The 20,812-nt window shown below is 41.4% G+C and carries 18 protein-coding genes, 3 pseudogenes and 1 other annotated feature; of the genes and pseudogenes, 2 read left to right on the plus strand and 19 right to left on the minus strand.

Features of this window, described 5'->3' with window-relative positions; genetic code table 11:
• The 5 genes from rlmN to ATE34_RS06835 all read right to left on the minus strand — a co-directional run bounded on the left by rlmN (position 1) and on the right by ATE34_RS06835 (position 4,473).
• Entirely contained in the window at positions 1-1,086 is a 1,086-nt protein-coding gene (rlmN, locus tag ATE34_RS06815) for a dual-specificity RNA methyltransferase RlmN (protein ID WP_000804767.1), read from the minus strand.
• 20 nt (positions 1,087-1,106) lie between these two features.
• Positions 1,107-1,637: a YutD family protein gene (locus ATE34_RS06820; RefSeq protein ID WP_084874176.1), complete on the minus strand. Its 531-nt coding sequence runs from the start codon at positions 1,635-1,637 to the stop codon at positions 1,107-1,109.
• A gap of 155 nt (positions 1,638-1,792) precedes the next feature.
• Positions 1,793-2,398, minus strand: coding sequence for a superoxide dismutase SodA (gene sodA / locus ATE34_RS06825; protein WP_084911414.1), 606 nt, complete (start codon positions 2,396-2,398; stop codon positions 1,793-1,795).
• Positions 2,399-2,470: 72 nt separating this feature from the next.
• Positions 2,471-3,505 (minus strand): DNA polymerase III subunit delta, encoded by a 1,035-nt coding sequence (gene holA, locus ATE34_RS06830; protein ID WP_084911415.1) that lies wholly within the window; start codon positions 3,503-3,505, stop codon positions 2,471-2,473.
• A 32-nt stretch (positions 3,506-3,537) separates the two neighbouring features.
• Positions 3,538-4,473, minus strand: coding sequence for a dihydroorotate oxidase (locus tag ATE34_RS06835; protein WP_084911416.1), 936 nt, complete (start codon positions 4,471-4,473; stop codon positions 3,538-3,540).
• Positions 4,474-4,704: 231 nt separating this feature from the next.
• Between ATE34_RS06835 and gdhA the strand changes: the two genes are divergently transcribed.
• Positions 4,705-6,051, plus strand: coding sequence for an NADP-specific glutamate dehydrogenase (gene gdhA / locus ATE34_RS06840; RefSeq protein WP_084911417.1), 1,347 nt, complete (start codon positions 4,705-4,707; stop codon positions 6,049-6,051).
• Positions 6,052-6,147: 96 nt separating this feature from the next.
• On the opposite strand, the gene ATE34_RS06845 is transcribed toward gdhA, so the two are convergent.
• The 4 genes and pseudogenes from ATE34_RS06845 to ATE34_RS06860 all read right to left on the minus strand — a co-directional run.
• Positions 6,148-6,792 (minus strand): TetR/AcrR family transcriptional regulator, encoded by a 645-nt coding sequence (locus tag ATE34_RS06845; protein WP_084911418.1) that lies wholly within the window; start codon positions 6,790-6,792, stop codon positions 6,148-6,150.
• Between the two features lie 16 nt (positions 6,793-6,808).
• Positions 6,809-7,813: an NADP-dependent oxidoreductase gene (locus tag ATE34_RS06850; RefSeq protein WP_084911419.1), complete on the minus strand. Its 1,005-nt coding sequence runs from the start codon at positions 7,811-7,813 to the stop codon at positions 6,809-6,811.
• Between the two features lie 213 nt (positions 7,814-8,026).
• Positions 8,027-8,395: an EXLDI protein gene (locus ATE34_RS06855; RefSeq protein WP_084911463.1), complete on the minus strand. Its 369-nt coding sequence runs from the start codon at positions 8,393-8,395 to the stop codon at positions 8,027-8,029.
• A gap of 62 nt (positions 8,396-8,457) precedes the next feature.
• Positions 8,458-9,270 (minus strand): annotated as a pseudogene (locus ATE34_RS06860) (DUF2268 domain-containing putative Zn-dependent protease); the annotation flags it as partial.
• Here ATE34_RS06860 and ATE34_RS06865 point away from each other — a divergent pair.
• A pseudogene (locus tag ATE34_RS06865) lies at positions 9,251-9,571 on the plus strand (NADP-specific glutamate dehydrogenase); the annotation flags it as partial. The pseudogenes ATE34_RS06860 and ATE34_RS06865 overlap by 20 nt on opposite strands.
• A gap of 21 nt (positions 9,572-9,592) precedes the next feature.
• Here ATE34_RS06865 and ATE34_RS06870 read toward each other — a convergent pair.
• The 10 genes and pseudogenes from ATE34_RS06870 to mecA all read right to left on the minus strand — a co-directional run bounded on the left by ATE34_RS06870 (position 9,593) and on the right by mecA (position 20,807).
• Complete coding sequence (locus ATE34_RS06870) at positions 9,593-10,159, minus strand: hypothetical protein (protein WP_000443019.1); 567 nt, start codon at positions 10,157-10,159, stop codon at positions 9,593-9,595.
• 371 nt (positions 10,160-10,530) lie between these two features.
• Positions 10,531-10,899, minus strand: coding sequence for a 50S ribosomal protein L7/L12 (rplL, locus tag ATE34_RS06875; protein WP_045590943.1), 369 nt, complete (start codon positions 10,897-10,899; stop codon positions 10,531-10,533).
• A 74-nt stretch (positions 10,900-10,973) separates the two neighbouring features.
• Positions 10,974-11,474, minus strand: coding sequence for a 50S ribosomal protein L10 (gene rplJ / locus ATE34_RS06880; protein ID WP_001287266.1), 501 nt, complete (start codon positions 11,472-11,474; stop codon positions 10,974-10,976).
• Positions 11,475-11,512: 38 nt separating this feature from the next.
• Positions 11,513-11,648 (minus strand) — a sequence feature (ribosomal protein L10 leader region).
• A 74-nt stretch (positions 11,649-11,722) separates the two neighbouring features.
• On the minus strand, positions 11,723-12,982 hold the full coding sequence (locus tag ATE34_RS06890; RefSeq protein ID WP_084911420.1) for a TRZ/ATZ family protein: 1,260 nt from the start codon (positions 12,980-12,982) through the stop codon (positions 11,723-11,725).
• Positions 12,983-13,083: 101 nt separating this feature from the next.
• A complete protein-coding gene (locus ATE34_RS06895) occupies positions 13,084-14,832 on the minus strand; it encodes an ABC transporter ATP-binding protein (RefSeq protein ID WP_084911421.1) in 1,749 nt (582 codons plus the stop codon).
• 1 nt (position 14,833) lies between these two features.
• Complete coding sequence (locus ATE34_RS06900) at positions 14,834-16,558, minus strand: ABC transporter ATP-binding protein (protein ID WP_084911422.1); 1,725 nt, start codon at positions 16,556-16,558, stop codon at positions 14,834-14,836.
• A gap of 59 nt (positions 16,559-16,617) precedes the next feature.
• Positions 16,618-17,556 (minus strand): annotated as a pseudogene (gene msrB / locus ATE34_RS06905) (peptide-methionine (R)-S-oxide reductase MsrB).
• Positions 17,557-17,760: 204 nt separating this feature from the next.
• Positions 17,761-18,630, minus strand: coding sequence for a homoserine kinase (thrB, locus tag ATE34_RS06915; RefSeq protein ID WP_084911423.1), 870 nt, complete (start codon positions 18,628-18,630; stop codon positions 17,761-17,763).
• Between the two features lies 1 nt (position 18,631).
• Positions 18,632-19,918: a homoserine dehydrogenase gene (locus ATE34_RS06920; RefSeq protein ID WP_084911424.1), complete on the minus strand. Its 1,287-nt coding sequence runs from the start codon at positions 19,916-19,918 to the stop codon at positions 18,632-18,634.
• Positions 19,919-20,066: 148 nt separating this feature from the next.
• Positions 20,067-20,807 (minus strand): adaptor protein MecA, encoded by a 741-nt coding sequence (gene mecA, locus ATE34_RS06925; protein ID WP_084911425.1) that lies wholly within the window; start codon positions 20,805-20,807, stop codon positions 20,067-20,069.
• Between the last annotated feature and the right edge of the window lie 5 nt (positions 20,808-20,812).

The raw sequence follows: 20,812 nt of genomic DNA on the forward strand, positions 1-20,812 counted from the left end.
TTATGGATTTACCGCTGCGACTGCCTTCTGGCGGTCACGTTTCATTGTATTGGAGCGCAATTGTCCACAAGCTGCATCAATATCTGTACCATGTTCCTGACGGACGACACAGTTGATTCCTTTTTTCTTGAGGGTATCGTAGAAGGCCATCACGCGCTCTTTAGGACTACGACTATATTGGTCGTGTTCACTAACTGGGTTATAGGGAATCAAGTTTACATAAGACAATTTCTTGATGTTCTTGAGCAATTCCGCCAATTCCAAGGCTTGTTCAACACCGTCGTTGACTTCATTGAGCATGATGTATTCAAAGGTTACACGGCGATTTGTTGTTTCGATATAGTACTCAATGGCTGCGAAGAGTTTTTCAATCGGAAAGGCACGATTAATCTTCATGATGCTTGAACGCAATTCATTGTTTGGTGCGTGAAGGGAAACAGCAAGATTGACCTGTACGCCTTCATTAGCAAAGTCACGAATTTTATGGGCCAAACCTGAAGTTGAAACTGTGATGTGACGAGCACCGATAGCCATCCCCTTGTCATCATTGATGGTACGGACAAAATTCAAAACATTGTTGTAGTTATCAAACGGTTCACCAATTCCCATGACAACGATATGGCTGACACGTTCGTCCTGACCACGCTCATCAAAGTATTTCTGAACCAACATGATCTGCGCTACGATTTCCCCGTTATTAAGGTCACGTTGCTTCTTAATCAAACCAGAGGCACAGAAGGTACAACCGATATTACAGCCAACCTGAGTGGTCACACAGACTGACAAACCGTAGTGTTGACGCATCAGTACTGTCTCAATCAACATGCCATCTGGCAACTCAAAAAGATACTTAACGGTACCGTCAGCTGACTCTTGCACAATTCGTTGTTTCAAAGGATTTACGACAAACTGCTCATTGAGCTTAGCAATCAAATCCTTGGAAAGATTGGTCATTTCTTCAAATGACTGGACACGTTTACGGTAGAGCCATTCCCAGATTTGATCTGCACGGAATTTCTTTTCTCCTTGCTCTAATACCCATTCTTGCATGGTTTGACGTGTTAAACTATAAATAGACGGTTTCATCTCTTCTCCTTATTCTCTATCTATTTCTGACGAATGACAAAATGGCGCTGTCCCTTGTCCTCTTTCTGAGACTTCTGGTCCTTATGACGACGTCTATTTCGCTTATCCGCATTTGGTTTTCTCTTGTTTTGCGAAGGTTTCTTGCCTCTTCTAGAAGGGTTTTCCTCCTCTTTTTTACGCATTTTCTTGTCAAATGAAGCACGCTTCGGTGCTTGATTTTCAAGGACAAAATAGGCACAGCCATAACTACAGTACTCTAAAAGATAATCTTGTAAGCGACTGATCTTTTCATTTTTTTCCTCTGTTCGGTCGTCTTTATAAAAGCCACGTAGACGGAGCTGTTCATTGCTCCAGTCCCCCACGACATAATCAAACTTGGTCAACACTTCTGAAAAGCGCTGATTAAAGACTGTCACATCGAAAGCATCCTTGATATTTTCAACCAAGGTAAAAGCAATCCCTTCAGTCTCAACCTTATCCCCATTTACCTGAAATTCTGGGCCAGGAAACTTGTTATAGTTGTATAATTCAGGTGCAATTTCTTTACGCATAGTTTTCCTTTTCCACGATTACTTAACACTCTATTTTACCATATTTTCTAGCAGTTGGCACGAATATCCTGAAAATGAAAAAAGTCTGACGATTCTGTCAGACTTCTGCTTTATAACCTTAAAAAGAGAAGAACAATTCTTCCCTCCATATTTTATTATTTAGCTACTGCGTAAAGCTCATCTACCTTGTTCCAGTTAATGACTGAGAAGAAAGCTTTGATATAGTCAGGACGCACGTTGCGGTATTTAACATAGTAAGCATGTTCCCAAACGTCCAAGCCCAAGATTGGTTTTTTACCTTCTGAGATTGGTGTGTCTTGGTTGGCTGTAGAAGTCACTTCAAGCTTCCCTTCTTTGTTGACAACCAACCATGCCCAGCCAGAACCAAAGCGAGTTGTAGCTGCTGCTGTAAAGGCTGCTTGGAACTCTTCAAATGAACCAAATGTTGCATCGATTGCTGCTGCAAGTTCTACTGAAGGAGCTGTTTTTTCAGGAGTCATCAATTCCCAGAAAAGAGCGTGGTTCAAGTGTCCTCCACCGTTATTGATAAGCGCTTGGCGGATATCAGCTGGGATAGATTCTACATCAGCGAGCAAGGCTTCAAGTTCTTCACCGATTTCAGGGTGTTTTTCAAGAGCAGCATTCGCATTGTTGACGTAGGTTTGATGGTGCTTGTCATGGTGCAAGTGCATTGTTTCTGCATCGATGTATGGTTCCAAAGCATCATAAGCGTATGGAAGGTCTGGTAAGATAATAGCCATCTGTAATACCTCTTTTTCTTTCTATATGAAAATGATAACGCAATCATCCTCTTTTTTCAAGTTTTATGCTCATTACGCTTGGCTAGATATCTGTAACAGTGCTCTCTCAAAAAGGTAGCCTTTTTCATAGACACCTGTTTTAATCTGATAGTCTGCTTCAATCAAATAAGAAATCGCTCGCTTGAGAAAAGCTAAGGAAATCCCTCTCGAATCTCTTAATGCGAACTTGATTTGATAAGGATTCGGATTACGTCCCAAATAAGTCCCCAGACTGCTTACAATCTGCGATTCCGTCTGACCAGCCTCTGATAAAATCTTCACTTGGGTAAAGGTTCGAAACTGTCCTAACATGACAGCTATGAGCTTGATTTCGTCTTCCCCTTGCAGGGTCAAGTCTCTGACCAAGTCACGGGCCTGATCAATCTTCTTAGCTAAAATAAACTGAGTCAAATCAAAAATATTGTCCTGCAAAGTCTTTGGAATAGCCTCTACAATGTCCTTCTCCTCAATCAGGCAATCTGACTTATAAGACTGTAAAAAGAGGAGATTTTTCTGGATTTCGCTAAACTGAAAACCAGACTTGACGAGGAGATTTTCAAAAGATTTTTCCGCAAACTGCAAACCTTGTCTCTGGCTCCATTTTTGGAAATACTGGCGGAGTTCTTGTTCCTTGGGTTCAATAGCATCAAAGACAGTCGCATCTCGTTTGAGCAATTTGACCAGCCGTCTTTTACTATCTAACTTTCCTTCTGCAAAAATCAACAACTTTGTTGTTGGTGAAGGGTTATCAAGGTATTCTTCAAACGACTTGAGCTCATCATCTGCTAAAAAGCGTTTCTTGGCTGTTGTGATATCGACAAAATGGTCTAATATCACGATTTTCTCATCCGCAAAGAAAGGGAGACTGACCAACTCCAACTCTAAGTCTTTATAAGCTACTTCTTTCATATCAAAGTAAGCAAAATTAAGATCAGCTGGATCATAACCAATCTGCTTCAACACTTGACTCTTCATAACTTCAAACTGACCCTGATCTGTCCCTGTAAATAGGTTCAAGCTAGATAGATTTGATAAAGTCAACTTCTGACTGTCTTCAATGGCTAGCATCTTCTCTCCTTTCTTCTTATTTTTTATTAAACTTAATCAATATAGCGCAATTTCCCACGGAAATCTTCTAGGCTCTCGTACCCTTTTTCCGCCATAATAGCTTTCAGTTCATTGGTAATGCGTTCAAAAGCACCAACGCCTTCCTTGTGGAGCGTCGTTCCTACTTGCACCATACTAGCACCGCAGAGGATATGTTCAAAGGCATCACGACCCGTTAGAACACCACCCGTTCCGATGATTTGGATTTGCGGATTTAAGCGTTGATAAAAGGCATGCACATTCGCTAGAGCAGTTGGTTTGATATACTCCCCACCAATACCACCGAAACCATTTTTAGGACGAATCACGACCGACTCGTCTTCTATATAAAGGCCGTTTCCGATAGAGTTAACACAGTTAACAAACTTGAGCGGATATTTGTTGAAAATAGCAGCCGCTTGGTCAAAGTGAACAATATCAAAATATGGTGGCAATTTGATCCCAAGAGGTTTGGTAAAGTAGGCAAAGACTTCTGCCAAGATACGGTCTGTTGTCTCAAAATCATAAGCAATCTGAGGTTTTCCTGGAACATTTGGACAAGAGAGATTAAGCTCTGTCAGTCCATTAAACTCACTCTCTTGCACTTTTTTCAAGATGGTATGTGTTTCTTCTGGAGACATGCCGACTAGAGATAGGAAGAAAGTTCGGTTTGGCTCTTTTTCCTGCAAGTCCAAAAGATAGTCCAGATAATAGTCTAATCCATTATTTGGCAAACCCATAGAGTTGATAGAACCAAGTGGAACATCCTGGTAACGTGGCTCAGGATTGCCCTGACGAAAGTCCAAGGTCGCAGTCTTTGTGACAAATGTTCCTGCTGCTGAGTTTTTGACCCCTTCTAGTTCCTCTATCGTCATACAAGCCACACCCGCTGCATTCATCAAGCAATTGTCAAACGCAAAGCCAGCTATTTGTGTTTTCGTTGATACCATGATTCTGATCCTCCAGATTCCTTTTATTTCTAATATTATACCATACTTTAAGATTTTCTCTTTGAGAAAGTTATTTCTAGAGAAAACGTTCGTTTTTTGATAATGTTCTTAGTATTGACTGAATGTAAATTGAAAGAATTTTTAGAAAATTTTCGTTTTTTTCTTTACAGTGAAAAAAAATTCTGCTATAATGACTCATGTAATAAAATATGACAACAAAAGGAGAACGATATGACATCTGCTAAAGACTATATCCAAAGCGTGTTTGAAACTGTAAAAGCTCGTAACGGGCATGAGGCTGAATTTCTCCAGGCAGTTGAAGAATTCTTCAGCACTTTGGAACCTGTATTTGAAAAACATCCTGAGTATATCGAAGAAAACATCTTGGCACGTATCACTGAGCCTGAGCGCGTGATTTCTTTCCGTGTTCCTTGGGTTGACCGTGAAGGCAAAGTCCAAGTCAACCGTGGTTACCGTGTTCAATTCAACTCAGCTGTTGGACCATATAAAGGCGGACTTCGTTTCCACCCAACTGTAAACCAAGGGATCTTGAAATTCCTCGGATTTGAGCAAATCTTTAAAAACGTCTTAACTGGACTTCCAATCGGTGGAGGTAAAGGGGGATCAGACTTCGATCCTAAAGGAAAGACTGATGCTGAAGTGATGCGCTTCTGCCAAAGCTTCATGACTGAATTGCAAAAATACATCGGACCATCACTTGACGTCCCAGCTGGCGATATCGGTGTTGGTGGACGTGAAATTGGTTACCTTTACGGACAATACAAACGTCTTAACCAATTTGATGCGGGTGTCTTGACTGGTAAACCTCTTGGATTCGGTGGTAGCTTGATTCGTCCAGAAGCAACTGGTTACGGTTTGGTTTACTATACTGAAGAAATGCTCAAAGCCAACGGTAACAGCTTTGCTGGTAAGAAGGTTGTGATTTCAGGTTCTGGTAACGTAGCCCAATACGCTCTTCAAAAAGCGACTGAACTTGGCGCTACTGTTATCTCTGTATCTGACTCAAATGGTTATGTCATTGACGAAAATGGTATCGACTTCGACCTTCTAGCAGATGTGAAGAATAACCGTCGTGCACGTTTGACTGAGTACGCTGCTGAAAAAGCCACTGCTACTTACCATGAAGGGTCTGTATGGACTTATGCTGGAAACTACGACATCGCTCTTCCATGTGCGACCCAAAACGAAATCAACGGCGAAGCAGCTAAACGTTTGGTTGCTCAAGGTGTTATCTGCGTATCAGAAGGTGCCAACATGCCGAGTGACCTTGATGCGATTAAAGTCTACAAAGAAAACGGAATCCTTTACGGACCTGCCAAAGCTGCCAACGCTGGTGGTGTAGCTGTATCTGCACTTGAAATGAGCCAAAACAGCCTTCGCCTCTCATGGACACGTGAAGAAGTTGACGGCCGTCTCAAAGACATCATGACCAATATCTTCAGCACAGCTAAAACAACCGCTGAAACATACGGTCTTGGTACTGATTACCTTGCAGGAGCTAACATTGCTGCCTTTGAAAATGTAGCAAACGCTATGATTGCACAAGGTATTGTTTAAAATTCATTTGCTCAATCCTCAATCGTTATGATTGGGGATTTTTATGTTGGCTTCAAAAAAGCTCACCATTTAAAATAGTAAGCTTAAAATCAAGATTTATTTTACCTCTACTAAGGCAAAAGACAGGCATTCAACTATTTCATTTACTGCTTCATCTATGTCTAGGTCCTCATTATTATTCAACATCATTGGAAGAGCATAAGAAAGACTCAAAGCTAAAATATAGCGAACAATTCTTTCATTTGACCAATCTCGGATAACACCATTTTCTTTAAACTGATTCAGAACTGGACTAATTGGCTTAATGATAGAGTGAATAATAACATTCCCTAACTGGTCAGAAATAGTTTTATCAATAAAAGAACGACTCAAGAGAATTTTAACTTGCATTTGATTCTTCTGAATGAAAACTAGTCTATCTCGAACAATGCTTCTCAAAAATAGTGGAAAAGACTCTTGGTTTGCTGTAAATTTCTTCTCAGAAAAATCAGCAATTACATCTGGAATAACTTGTTCGAGAAAAGTTGACAGAATAGCTTCTAATATTCCTTCCTTGGTTTTAAAGTAACTAAAAACTGTCCCCTCTGAAACTCCAGCCTCCTTAGCAATAAGGCTGGCTGTTGTATTTTCAAAGCCAATTTCTGAAAATAGCTTTAGACTTGATAATAATACTTGACGTTGTTTTAAACTCAAGTTGCTATTTTCTAATGTCTGAGCATACTTTTGTTCTAAACTTTCCATTGCTGGCACCTCTCTGCTACTCTCTTACTTTTACAACCTTCTTACCTCGAGTGTGTCCCGACTTCAGACTACGATATGCCTCTCTAACAGACTTTAGAGAAAAATCATAAACCTGATCAATATTCAGCCGAACCTTCCCATCTGAGACCATTTCCGCTAGAACTCTAAAATCATCATATGTGGAATGTCTCGGACCCGTGAACTGAGCTCCTCTTATCATAACATATGGTGAAGGTACTAGCGTTCCAATAGCCGTGCCCTTCAATCCTAAACTGAAAGCCAATTTAACATAATCCCTTCCATAGCAATCCAAGAATTTTGTAATTGGATTTGCACTTGCTGATAGAAGAGCATTCTGGATGTTCTCTTCGTAGGCTACCGGTATAGCACCTAAAGACTTCAGATAATCTGAATTTTTCTTACTTGCAATTCCGATAACTGTTGCACCCTTAGCAACCGCATACTGTACTGCGATACTTCCAATACCTCCTGCTGCTGCTGAAATAACTACAACATCTTTAGAGTTTAGCTCAATCTTTCTAAAAGCACCTCCCACTGTTAGAGAGGCTACACCCATAGTAGCTGCATGGTTCATATCAATCATCTCTGGCTTCAACACAATTTCTGATTCATTGACACAAATTTCTGTTGCCAAAGCTCCCCTCTTGGTTCCCAATCCAGGGTCACTGATCATTGTTCCAAAAACCTTATCCCCTACTGCAAACCTACTTACTCCTTCACCGATTTCTATGATAACTCCAGCAAAATCCCGACCAACACCTCTTGGAAAAAGAGATGATTTTGACTCAAACCAACGACTTGGCTTCCTTAGTTTTGTCATAAAAGATAGAAATCGGAGTGGCTTTGCACCTTCAAAAGTCTTATAATCAATAGGATTTAAACCAACAGCATGAACTTCTATCCTAACTTGATTCACTTTCAAAGAATCAGATTTAATGTTCACTAAATCTAACACTTCTTCATCACCGAAACGGCTATATTGTATTGCTTGAACAACCATTGTATGAACTCCTTTACACATCTACAAAATTGAGTGAGCGCTCAATCATTTTTCTTGATTATACACTTATTCTTCATAGATTTCAACTATACTGTTTCCAAAACTTCTAACTAAGTTAGCTGTTCATGATAAAAATAGATCTATTTTTCCTTATGAAAAATTATCAGACTATAACTCAAAGAAATCCGACTGCTTATAAAAGCAGCCGGATTTTTATATATCTAATTTTTCAAAAAATGTGCCTGTTGACTGCTTTTCTTTTAACTTCTCCAGCAGCTCATTTTCCAGAAAAGGACTTAGTTCGTCAAAATCTTGACAAACCTTAAAAACAGTCTCTCTATCTATATGGCCAAAAGTTAGTTCATAATAGTCCTTATGATGATGCCAGTTCTGGTCATAATTGATATCTTTCCGTTGATAATAAACAATATTTTGCTTCGGTGTCAGGTAAAGCTTCTGCGTCAGAATGCTTTTCTGATCTTTGGACAGCTTGCTCCGACTGAAAATCTTAACACCTTGAAAAATCTTGCGCTCATGGATACCCTGATTTGTGACTTTTAATTCAACTCTTTTATAGTGCATATAGTCACCTCCAAAAATTACTTTCATTATATCAGACTCTGGCAGATTTTCAAGCAAAAGTGTCATTTCCAAAAATCTTTAGTCGCCTCTAGAATCTCTTCCGTTGATGTCACAGTAGCCTCAATGATACTCTTACCAGTCTTTTTCAGATAAGCTTGTATCAGATGATAGCCATAAGCATAGCCTGCAGCATAGGGCATACCGACTGGTATCTGACCCTGTATCTCAGCTATTTCATCACCGTAAAGATAAGGAGCCATTTCCGCCATCCCTGTTAGCTGAAGCTGACTTGAGATGATGGGCTTAATCGCTTCTAACTGCTCTGGACTGGTTGAAGTGACCCAAGGCCCAATGAGATCTTTGCCATAGAGCTCAGCTGCAAAAGACTCTGCCAAGCCTTCACTGACTACCTAGTCTGCTAATGTCGTCTGCTGGTTCCATTTGATAAATTGGAAGCGGACATTATGATTGCACTCGTGGGCCAGCGCCGCTTGCACACGTGGCAAAGTATAGTCATTCGGTAGCAGACTAAGCATGAGGTAACCTGGAATTCCACCATCTCCGCTATAACCCTTATTGAGCTGTAACATGGGCTTTTCAGGATTGCCCAATAAAATAGTAAAATGGTAATCCTCAACCTCTAAATCATAGCCAGCTTGCTCAAAAAGACCGATACTCCTCTTGATGGTTTCCTGGCAGTCCTGCCAGAGTTGATCAGAGCTCAGAGCGTCGATAGCTGGTCTATCCTTTTCTGAGAGAGTTGCGGGCAACTGATTCATAAAGCCAAGCAGGAACAAGGCATCAAATCCTCCAGGATACTTCGCTTTCAGAGGAATGTGTTGCGTTTGATATTTTGTTGCAAAAGGTGCTAACATGCCTAGTGACCTTGATGCGATTAAAGTCTACAAAGAAAACGGAATCCTTTACGGACCTGCCAAAGCTGCCAACGCTGGTGGTGTAGCTGTATCAGCGCTTGAAATGAGCCAAAACAGCCTTCGTCTTTCATGGACACGTGAAGAAGTTGATGGACGTCTCAAAGACATCATGACCAATATCTTCAGCACAGCTAAAACAACCGCTGAAACTTACGGTCTTGGTACTGATTACCTTGCAGGAGCTAACATTGCTGCCTTTGAAAATGTAGCAAACGCTATGATTGCCCAAGGTATTGTTTAAGAAATATGCTAAAAACCTCAATCAAAACGATCGAGGTTTTTTTGAAGCTTCATCTTCTATCAAAACTTCTTCTTCCATAACATTTTTTATTTTTTTGCCCAAAGATAATAACGTTTCTACATCAGAGGGTTTGCTTGTCCCGAGAGGATTCCAAGTAGAAGATGATAAATTTTCATATTCCTTAGACCGAACTCGAAATTTAATGTTATCCCCCTTGGTGTCTATGTCTACATTTAAGGCTCTCGCCCCCAGTTTAGGCTCCTTATTTTTTATCCTACAGAAAATAACTTCTCCTGATACAATCTCCTTTCCATCACACCAAATCCTAATATTTCTTCCAGATAATTCTACGACAAAATTCTTCACTAGACTACCTTGTATTTTTTTAATTAAAAGAAAACTAATACCAAAAAATACTAATACTATCGTATAAAGAAAAAGAGGTTGTGATTTAAAAAAATCATTCAGTTTTAAATAGAATATAGCCAACTGTATTCCCAATACAGGAAGCATGAGGAACATGGGAAAAAGGATACCAATTATTATATCTGATTTTGCTGTTGTCGCTGTAAATTCATATCTTTCCATCAATATCACCTTTATAACATTTCCTTTTTATAGGACATTAATCCCATACTAAGACGGATGCATCAGGGAGTTCAATCTCCCTTTCCCCTAGCAAAGATAAATTTTGAACTATTCTAAGGATATTGTACCACTATTTCTGCAAAAAATACCTTAGCAAACATAATCTCCTTCCACAGATACATCATCGCTTTACCGAGCGTTGGAGTTTGATTGACAAGGTTCTCTAATCAAACTCCAGAACTTTATGATGAAAATCTTATGGAACAACTGGAGACACTTTATAAATTTTCTCTTTTCAATTATAAAAAAAACCGCTAATCCTAAGAATAGCGGTTTTATATGTTTTTTAAGCTACTAATGTAGTTGCTCTATTATTTAAGAGTAACTGAAGCTCCAGCTTCTTCCAATTTAGCTTTGATTTCTTCAGCTTCTGCAGTTGCAACGCCTTCTTTAACAAGAGCTGGTGCACCATCAACAAGTTCTTTAGCTTCTTTAAGTCCAAGACCAGTGATTTCACGTACAGCTTTGATAACGCCAACTTTTTTGTCACCAGCAGCTGTCAATTCAACGTCAAATGAATCTTTAGCAGCACCAGCGTCAGCAGCACCAGCTGCAGCTACAGCTACAGGAGCAGCTGCAGTTACACCAAATTCTTCTTCGATAGCTTTTACAAGGTCGTTCAATTCAAGGATTGAAGCTTCTTTAATTTCAGCAATAATGTTTTCAATGTTCAATGCCATTGTTATTTCCTCCAAATAAGTTTTTAATTATATAATAGTTTTTTCGTAGCTATACTACGCTGCGTAGCTTAAGATTAAGCTGCGTCTTCTTTGTTGTCTGCAACCGCTTTGACTGCAAGAGCAACGTTGCGCACTGGCGCTTGAAGTACAGAAAGGAGCATAGAAAGAAGTCCTTCGCGGTTTGGAAGAGTTGCAAGAGCAACGATTTCTTCTTTAGATGCGACAGCGCCTTCGATTGCACCACCTTTGATTTCAAGTGCTTCAGCGTTTTTAGCAAAGTCGTTCAAGATTTTCGCTGGTGCGATAACATCTTCGTTAGAAAATGCTACTGCAGATGGTCCAACAAAAACAGATGCAAGGTCTTCAAGACCAGCTTTTTCAGCTGCACGACGCAAGATTGAGTTTTTAATGACTTTATACTCAACTTCGCTTCCACGAAGCTCACGACGAAGAACTGTATCTTGATCAACTGTCAAACCACGAGCGTCTACAACGACAATAGATGCAGCAGCTTTCATTTTTTCAGCTACTACGTCAACTAGTTCCGCTTTTTTAGCAATAATTGCTTCACTCATTAGTGTGTTCACCTCCGTAATTATTTTGCTTGGGGAATTTTTTCAAAAGAAAAACGCGCCCAAACCTAGACACGAAAGTACAATACGCTTCTTTTTACATGATACGTTTTGTCCTCGGTAGGATTTTTATGAGTCGAGCTCCCCTACTGTCTTAGGCAGTTTTTTCAAACCGTATATAAGTATAGCATAGACAAAAAAAGAATGCAAGATTTTTGCAAACTTTTTTTGATTTTTTTAGAAATATTTTTTTAAATCTCTACTGTCAAAACTTGTCCTTGCTTGACAACCTGTTCTCCAGCAATATAGACATCATCAACATCACTGGATTTGACTGCGTATACGAGGTGAGAGAGCATATTTTCCTGAGGTTGGAGATGGATTTTTCCTTGAGGATTAATGACCAGAAAATCTGCCTGTTTGCCGACTTCTAGGCTTCCTATCTGCTTTTCCATTCCTAGAACCTTAGCTCCTTCTATCGTTAGAGCTTTGAGAGCTGTTTCGATAGGAAATTGGCTGGCATCTCCACTCTTCATTTTCTGAAGGAGGGCTGCTGTCCGTCCTTCCTCAAACATATCTAGATTGTTATTGGAAGCAACCGAGTCAGTCGCAATCCCCACTGCTACTCCTGCTTTTTGGAGTTGGATGATTGGAGCGATTCCTGAGGCCAGTTTTAGATTACTGATAGGATTGTGGGCGATAGCCACTTGAGAGGTTGCCAAGCGTTCAATTTCTTGTTCGTTTAGTTCGACCCCATGAGCAAAAACAGACGGATGATCTAAGTAACCCAGTTCTTCTAGAAAGGCGAGGGGGCGTTTGTCGTAGCGTTTCAGGATAATTCCTGATTCCTCCTTGGTCTCCGCCACATGGATATGGATGGGAATGTCCAGCTCTTTTGCCATATCTAAGCTCGCTTCTAGCAAGTCTCTACTACAGCTATACGGAGAATGTGGAGCTACCATAACCTTGAAATTTGAATTTTCATATCCTAAGATTTCTTCTATAATGGACCGTGTTCTACTTATAGTCTCAGCAGTTGTTTCTGTCTCTGAAGAAAAGAGGGTCGGTGAGAAATAACAACGCATCTTAGATGCCTTGACTGCCTGATAAATTTGCTGGATATCCACACCATTGGGATTATACATATCGTTAAAGGTTGTTGTCCCTGACTGGAGCATTTCTGTCAGAGCCTCTTTGACCGCCTTGGTAGTCATGTCAGGAGTAAAGCCTGCTTCTGCTGGCCAGATATAGTCATTGAGCCATTCATGGAGATTGCTATCATCCCGAATCCCTCGCAAACCTGTCATAGCAGAATGGGTATGGCAATTGACCAAACCAGGCATAATCCAGGCTCCCTGATAGTCTATAATCTGCTCAGCTTGCTCTAAAATCTCTAGCTTCTCTTGGCCTACATAGATTATTTGAGAATCCTTGACAGCCAAGATTCCATCCAAATAAACATGGAAATCTTGGTCACAGGTCACGATATTTACATGCTGATAGACTTTCATTGATTTTCTCCTTCTAAGACCCTGATTTTTTCTAGCTATTGTAACAAAAAAGTCACCCGAAGGCAACTTTTTTTGTCCATAAGATTTCAAAATAGAAAGGATTATTCAAAGCTAAAATCTGAAGCTTTTTGCATTTGGTAATACTTGCCCTTTCTAGCCATGAGGTCATGATGGTTACCATGCTCAACAATATCACCATCTACCAAGACAAGAATCAAATCCGCATCCTGAATGGTTGACAAGCGGTGGGCAATGATAAAACTTGTGCGCCCCTTCATCAGTTTAGCAAAGGCATCCTGAACTAGCACTTCTGTCCGTGTATCGATGGAGGAAGTCGCCTCGTCTAAGATAAGAATCTTAGGGATAGCTAGAAAGACTCGGGCGATGGTCAAGAGCTGGGCTTGACCGACAGATAGTGATTCTCCTGCATTTTCCAACTTGGTATCGTATCCCTGTGGCAACTGTTGGATGAAAAAGTCTGCATTGGCTGCTTTTGCAGCAGCAATCACCTGCTCCCGACTGGCTTCAGGATTTCCAAAGGCAATATTGTCATGAATAGTCCCTTGCTTGAGCCAGGTTTCTTGGAGCACCATCCCAAACTGCTGTCTCAATGACGCTCGGGTATAGTTGTAAATGGAACGACCGTCCAGCAAGATATCTCCTGAGTTAATAGGGTAAAAACGCATGAGGAGATTGATAAGAGTTGACTTACCAGCACCTGTCGGACCAACAATGGCTACCTTGCTACCAGCTGGGATATCTATAGACAAGTCCTTAATCAAGATCTTCTCAGGATGGTAGCCAAAAGAAACATGTTTAAAGGAAATAGCTCCCTTGACTTGGTCACTGGTCAAGATTTCCTTACCTGTTTCAACCACCTCTGGACTTTCTAAGACAGCATAGACGCGCTCTGCGCAAGCGAGAGCACTTTGCAACTCGGCTAACACTGAAGAAATATCGTTAAAGGGCTTGGTGTACTGTTGGACATAGTTTAAAAAAGTCACTAAACGCCCAATGGTCAAGGTTGAACCCATCATAATACGATAGGCTCCCACTCCAGCTAAAAGCGCATAAATGAGTGCATTGACAAAGCGAGTCGAAGGATTGACCGTTGATGAATAAAAGATGGCTGACTGAGAACAGCCTGCGTAGTTGGCATTCGCCTCATGCAGTCTTTGGATAAACTCTGTCTGAGCATTGAAAGACTGGATAATAGTTTGCTGGCTAAGAGACTCTTCAATCAATTGAGTCTGAATTCCTCTCGTCTCTGTTTGCTTCTGGAAGAGATGATAGGAGCGTTTGGCAATAAAGCGTGAAATCACCATGGACAGGGGTGTCAACAGCAAGACCAAGAGGGTCATGAGAAGGTGAATTTGGAGCATGGCTAGAATACTAACCAAAATCATCAAAACACCAATGAAAAATTGATTGAAAATCATGGTTAAGCCGGCTGCCAGCTGTTCTATGTCTGTGGTCACACGACTAACCATCTCTCCACTGCCCTGTCGATCCACAAAAGCAATCGGTAAACGATGGAGCTTATGAATGATTCGCTCTCGCAAGTCTCTGGTATAAGAGAAGATTAGACGATTATAGAGAAGGGGATTGATCCATTGCACCAGTGTATTTCCTATGACCACCAAGATCATCTGGAGAAAAATTTGCCAAAAAACTGGTGAAGAACCAGCCACTAGGACCTGGTCGATGACCTGACCAATCAGAATAGGTAGGTAAATTGATAAGCCAACTTGGACAATGGTTCCTAGAAAGGCTAGGAAAAGGAGGAAAGGATGGCTTGCTAAATCTTTTGCCAAACGTTTGAGCGTCTGGTTTGCAGTTTGTCGTCTCATATTAGTCCTCCTTTCCATGTTGGGATGCATTGATTTCGCGATAGACTTGGCTAGTCTTCATCAATTCCTCGTGCTTGCCAATAGCTAGTAGCTCACCTTTTTCCAAGAGGAGAATCTGGTCTGCCATCCGAAGTGTCGAAGTCCGTTGAGAAATCAAGATTAAGCTCGTATTTGGCAGATTTTCTCTAATAGATTTCAAGAGCTTGGACTCGGTAATGGTGTCGAGGGCTGAGGTCGCATCATCTAGGATGAGAAATGGAGCTTGGCGCAGGACTGCTCGGGCGATAGACAGCCTTTGTTTTTGTCCGCCTGAGAAATTTCGTCCTCCTGCCTCAACCAGGGCATCCAAAAGTCCTTCCTTTTCACTGACAAAATCCTTTGCTTGCGCAATTTCCAAGACCTGCCAGAGTTCTTGGTCAGTTACTTCTTGATTGAAACCCAAAGTCAAGTTGGAACGAATAGTTCCTTTAAAGAGCTCGACTTTTTGAGGCACATAGGCAATCCAAGACCTCCACTGCTCCAAATTAAGAGGACTACGTCCATCTCTATAAAGGTTAATGCTTCCCTTATCTGCTGGATATAGACCAAGTAAGACTTGCACCAAGCTTGATTTACCAGAACCCGTTCCCCCAATGATACCAAGGATTTGCCCTTGAGTCATATCAAAGGAAATGCCTCTCAGAGAAGGCTGGACCGCATCAGGATAGGTAAAAGTCAATTCTTGGACTTGTAAAACCTGATTACTGGTAACTTGCTTTTCTTCTAACTCCGAATGGATATCTTCTGGAGCCTCAGCAAAGACTTCCTCGATTCGTTTAGCTGAGATATAAGACTGATTGAGAGAATTGATCAACATAGCTAGCTTGACCAATTCCACCAAAATCTGCAAGAGATAGTTGATAAGGGCAATGAGGGCACCTTGACTGAGTAAACCTCCTTGAATTGAAATATAGCCCTGCCAGATGATGACGAGAAGAGTTCCATTAACAATCAGATAGGTCAGAGGTGTTAACAAACTAGACCAGAAGCCCGTCTTTTCTTGCAATCTAGCATAAACTTGGTTAAGGGTTTGAAAAATTTGTAACTCTCGTTTTTCCTGACCAAAAGCACGAATAACCCGCATCCCTTGAAATTGCTGGCGCGTTTCCTGAACCAGCTGGTCCGTTTTCTTTCTGAGACTACTGTAGAGAGGATTTACCAGTCGAGAGAGGCCTACAATAACAATCGTCAAAATGACAACTATGACTAAGAACCAGAAAGTCAGCTCAACCGAGATGCGATAGGCCATAAAAATTGCCCCAAAAACAATAATAGGCGCTCGCAAAAAGAGGCGCAGGAATTGATTGATACCCGTCTGAATCTGGTAGGTATCTGAAGTCAAGCGGGTGACTAAGCTAGAAGTTGTCAAACGATCTCTACTGTCCTTGGGCAAAGAAAGAATGTGCCGATAAAGGTCGTTTGTCAATTCTTTGGCAAACCCAACCGCTGCCTTGGCTGAGTAAAACTGAGCTACCAAGGCCACTAAAACGCCAATCACTGCAAAGATAAGGAGCAGGCCAATCTGCATCCATAGATGCCCTTGATCTCTCTGGGGCAAGGACTGATCAACAATTCCAGCAATCACCATGGGAACCAAGAGCTCAAAAACAGCTTCTAGTAGCTTGAACAGGGGTGCTAGAATCGACTCTTTGATGTAGGGTTTGAAGTAAGATAGTAAGTGTTTCATAAATCCCTTCTATTCTTATTCTGAAAATGAAGAAAGTGGAAATGCCCACCCTCTCAGTTCTATTTGTTTAAGTAAGGCAATAAATAACCGTATCCTGCCTCTTCCATCTCATCCTTGGCCACAAAGCGCAAGGATGCCGAATTGATACAGTAACGGAGGCCACCTAACTCCTGCGGTCCATCTGTGGAAACATGGCCCAAGTGAGCATTTCCTGAACGAGAACGAACTTCGATTCGCTCCATTCCATGGCTCAAATCCTTGTAGTAGTGAATCAATTCCTTGGAAATCGGACGGCTAAAGCTTGGCCAACCACATCCTGAGGCAAACTTATCCTTAGCGAAAAAGAGTGGCTCGCCAGTCGTGATATCTACATAAATCCCTTCTTCAAAGGTCTGGTCATAAGCATTGCTAAAGGGAGCCTCTGTTGCAGCTTCTTGGGTGACACGATAAGACTCTGCTGACAAACTTTCCCTTAACACTTCTTGACTAGGCTTTTCATAATTTGAGGCGTCAATCAATGGCTGCTCAGCATCTGTCACATCGATATGACAGTAACCGGAAGGATTTTTCTTGAGATAGTCTTGATGATAGTCTTCAGCCAGAATATAGTGGCGAAGTTTCTCCACTTCTACTGCAATCTTTCGATCCAGCATACGCTCCTGCTCCCGCACCACTGTATAGATAGCTGGCAGATCTACTTCATCTTAATAATAAATACCAGTACGATATTGGCGACCACGGTCATTCCCCTGCTGGTTGATAGATAAGGGATTGATGACACGGAAATAATAAAGTAAAATTTCTCTAAGTGACACTGCTTTCTCATCGTAAATCACTTGAACCGTTTCTGCATGGTCTGTTTCCTTAAGTAGCTGGTAATTGGTCGTTTCGACTTGGCCATTAGCGTAGCCGACACTGGTAGCTAGCACTCCCGAAATTCGGGAAAAATATTCCTCTAAGCCCCAAAAACAACCACCTGCTAGATAAATTTCTGCCATCTTCGTTTCTCCTCTATCAAGTTTTTAACTAATACTCTTCGAAAATCTCTTCAAACCACGTCAGCGTCGCCTTACCGTACTCAAGTACAGCCTGCGGCTAGCTTCCTAATTTGCTCTTTGATTTTCATTGAGTATAAACTTCTTTTCAAAAAAAGGACAGGAAGCCCTCTAGTCGAGACTTTCCCCATCCTGTCTTTTATTTCTTTATTTTGCTTGGACACGGACACCTTGGGTATCCACTTTCAAATCATGAAGTTTGCCTTTGAAAGACTGCTTTTGCAATTCCGCCTTAATCGCCGGCATCTTGTCATGAGAAGCCAAGACCATAACTGTTGGTCCAGCACCAGAGAGATAGGTTGCATAAGCACCACTTTCTTTGGCTACTTGCTTAATCGTCGCAAATTCTCTCACCAAGTCCTGACGATATCGTTCGTGGAAGAGGTCTCCCTCGATTGCTTGTCCAGCTGTCACCATGTCACCTGCCAACAAGGCTGCAATAGCCACATTGGCGATAGAGCTGGCAGCAACAGCTTCCTTGTAGGACAATTTTTTAGGCAAGACACCGCGGCTGTCACGAGTACGCAATTCATAGTTGGGAATATAAGCTAAAAAATCACACTCTGGGAAATCTGCCACAATCGCCGAAACCTGCCCTTCAACGGAACTTGCAATAACCAGATTACCATAAATTGCTGGGGCCACATTGTCTGGATGCCCTTCAATCTTGGTCGCCAGCTGCAATTTGTCGTGGTTGGATAAGTTAAGCTTGCCCAGTTGGTTGGCCAGTTCAATCCCAGCAACGATAACCGAGCTAGAAGAACCCAAACCACGCGCCAGGGGAACATCACTGATCATTTTCAAGCGTCTCGGTTGCAAGTCCGGCGCAATTTGCAAGGCAATCTTGAGCAAAAGGTTACGCTCGTCATGGGGAATCCATTTGCCAATCTGATGTTCAATCAACCACTCATCCCGTTCTTCACAGACCTCTATTTGAAGATACTTGGTTACAGCTACACCGACCGAATCAAAACCTGGCCCGATATTAGCACTGGTTGCAGGTACAATAATCTTCATCCTATTCTCCTAACACCTTGAAGGTATTCAAGAGGTCAAATTCTAAAGCTTTGGCCAACTCAGCTGAAACATTCTCAAGTTGTGCTTTATTGATCTTATGAGTAATAATCACTACACGCGCCTTGTCACCCTCTTTGCCATCTTGGAGGATTTGCTTGAAGGAAATATCTTGAGCATTAAAGATTTCGGCCAGTTTCAAGACCTGACCTTTTGAGTCTGGTGCCAAGATTGAGAAGTAATAATTGGCTTTGACATCTTCTGGATTTGCCAAGACAAGTTCACGGCTATATTCGTTGAAGTCTTTACCAATGGTGCCATCATTCAAGCGACGAACGATACGGACAATGTCTGCTACAACACTTGTTGCAGTTGGTTTTTGACCAGCACCTGGTCCGTAGTACATAGACTCACCGATACCAATAGATTCTACAAAAACAGCGTTCATTACCCCATTCACACTGGCAAGTGGATGTGCTTTAGGAAGGAAGGTTGGAGTTACTTCCGCAGCAATACCTGAAGGAGTTTCCTCGATAGAACCTACCAATTTCACTACATAGCCGAGGTTTTGGGCAACAGCTACGTCTTCTGGTGTGATGTTGCGGATCCCCTTGTGGGCTACATCGTCAAAGGCAACCTTCATACCAAAAGCAAATTGGCTCAAAATCACCATCTTATAAGCTGCGTCAATCCCATCCACGTCATTTGTTGGGTCACTTTCTGCAAATCCAAGTCTTTGAGCTTCAGCCAGAGCATCATCATAAGACCAGCCTTCTTCCACCATCTTGGTCATCATAAAGTTAGAAGTTCCGTTAACGACACCAAGAACGCGCGTGATTTTATCAGAAGCCAATGAATTTGCTAGAGTGCGAAGAATTGGAATCCCCCCAGCTACTGCTGCTTCGTAGTAAAGTGCTACATTATGATTTTTAGCGATTTCTAACAATTCTGCACCATGGACAGCCAAAAGGTCCTTGTTAGCAGTAACAACGTGTTTCCCAGCTTCCAAGGCACGAGTGATAAAGGTCTTAGCTGGTTCGATACGCCCCATCAATTCCACTACGATAGTAATGTCCTTGTCTGATAAAATATCATCTACATTGGTCACAAAGTTAAAGTCATTTCCTACCGCAAGCAAGCGGTTCTTTTCATCTTCATCCTTGACCAATACCTTGGCTACTTCAATCTCCGAATGAGCTGACTGGATGATTTTTTCTCCATTTTCCTTTAGGAGGAATGGTACGCCACTTGCAACGGTACCAAATCCAAGTAAAGCAATTTTAACTGTCATGTTTGTCTCCTCGAAATTTTCTGATATAGCCATTATAACAGAATTTTGTGAAAATTCCTAATATAGTAAATCAATATTTCAGTCTAGAAAAGAAAAAACGAATCCCATGATTCGTCTTTCCTGATAAATGAAAATTAATTTTAAAAATCTATGAATGAATCTTTTGCAGACCGAGAACTGCATCGTGGTTGATCAAGATTTGCCCATACTCTTGCAAGACTGAACGACTGATGTCACTGTCGTCTGCAAACTCACGCATACGGGCTAACAGCCAGGATGGGTAAGGACTAGGATGATTTGCCACATCAACCAAGATTGTCAAATAGTACTGTCCATTCATCTTATAGAGTTCAGATGTTTCCATCTGGTAGTTAACCGTCTTTGCAAAAGCAACTAAGTCAGCAAGACTTGTAAAATGCAGGATATAGTAGATATAAGGTTCTTTCTTACTTTCAGTTTCCTTTTCTGTTTGCTCTTGCTCTTCTTCCTTTGCTTCGACCTGCTCTAGAGATTGGATGGCCTCAATATCATCCTTGGTCTTGTCTGCAATGCTCTTTTCTAAGGTTTTGAGAAATTCATCCGGCGACATTTGGGCTAATTCTTCCATATCGGGTAAATCCACCAAATCTTCAAAATCCAGATTTTGGTCAATCTTGGACTTGGTCACAAAGACGTCGACCTTATCAGGTTTTGGCGTCACACGGAAACTCAGCATGCCACTATCCAAGAAATTGTCTGGCATTTCCAGTTCATCTAAAATAGCATAGAAAAACTCTTCAGTTTTTTCCTGAGGAACGAGAAAGTCTGCAATCTCCATTCCCCGATCTATCAAATCATCTAAAGTCATCGTGATTTTTAGTGTTGTATCACTAATTTGTTTCATCTTCATATCTA

Origin of the sequence: Streptococcus oralis subsp. tigurinus (assembly GCF_002093545.1) — a bacterium.
Classification (GTDB): Bacteria; Bacillota; Bacilli; order Lactobacillales; family Streptococcaceae; genus Streptococcus; species Streptococcus oralis_C.

Coding starts and splice junctions, on each gene's coding strand:
- rlmN (WP_000804767.1), bottom strand. CDS start 1,086: ATGAAACCGTCTATTTATAGTTTAACACGTCAAACCATGCAAGAATGG.
- ATE34_RS06820 (WP_084874176.1), bottom strand. CDS start 1,637: ATGCGTAAAGAAATTGCACCTGAATTATACAACTATAACAAGTTTCCT.
- sodA (WP_084911414.1), bottom strand. CDS start 2,398: ATGGCTATTATCTTACCAGACCTTCCATACGCTTATGATGCTTTGGAA.
- holA (WP_084911415.1), bottom strand. CDS start 3,505: ATGCTAGCCATTGAAGACAGTCAGAAGTTGACTTTATCAAATCTATCT.
- ATE34_RS06835 (WP_084911416.1), bottom strand. CDS start 4,473: ATGGTATCAACGAAAACACAAATAGCTGGCTTTGCGTTTGACAATTGC.
- gdhA (WP_084911417.1), top strand. CDS start 4,705: ATGACATCTGCTAAAGACTATATCCAAAGCGTGTTTGAAACTGTAAAA.
- ATE34_RS06845 (WP_084911418.1), bottom strand. CDS start 6,792: ATGGAAAGTTTAGAACAAAAGTATGCTCAGACATTAGAAAATAGCAAC.
- ATE34_RS06850 (WP_084911419.1), bottom strand. CDS start 7,813: ATGGTTGTTCAAGCAATACAATATAGCCGTTTCGGTGATGAAGAAGTG.
- ATE34_RS06855 (WP_084911463.1), bottom strand. CDS start 8,395: ATGCACTATAAAAGAGTTGAATTAAAAGTCACAAATCAGGGTATCCAT.
- ATE34_RS06870 (WP_000443019.1), bottom strand. CDS start 10,159: ATGGAAAGATATGAATTTACAGCGACAACAGCAAAATCAGATATAATA.
- rplL (WP_045590943.1), bottom strand. CDS start 10,899: ATGGCATTGAACATTGAAAACATTATTGCTGAAATTAAAGAAGCTTCA.
- rplJ (WP_001287266.1), bottom strand. CDS start 11,474: ATGAGTGAAGCAATTATTGCTAAAAAAGCGGAACTAGTTGACGTAGTA.
- ATE34_RS06890 (WP_084911420.1), bottom strand. CDS start 12,982: ATGAAAGTCTATCAGCATGTAAATATCGTGACCTGTGACCAAGATTTC.
- ATE34_RS06895 (WP_084911421.1), bottom strand. CDS start 14,832: ATGAGACGACAAACTGCAAACCAGACGCTCAAACGTTTGGCAAAAGAT.
- ATE34_RS06900 (WP_084911422.1), bottom strand. CDS start 16,558: ATGAAACACTTACTATCTTACTTCAAACCCTACATCAAAGAGTCGATT.
- thrB (WP_084911423.1), bottom strand. CDS start 18,630: ATGAAGATTATTGTACCTGCAACCAGTGCTAATATCGGGCCAGGTTTT.
- ATE34_RS06920 (WP_084911424.1), bottom strand. CDS start 19,918: ATGACAGTTAAAATTGCTTTACTTGGATTTGGTACCGTTGCAAGTGGC.
- mecA (WP_084911425.1), bottom strand. CDS start 20,807: ATGAAGATGAAACAAATTAGTGATACAACACTAAAAATCACGATGACT.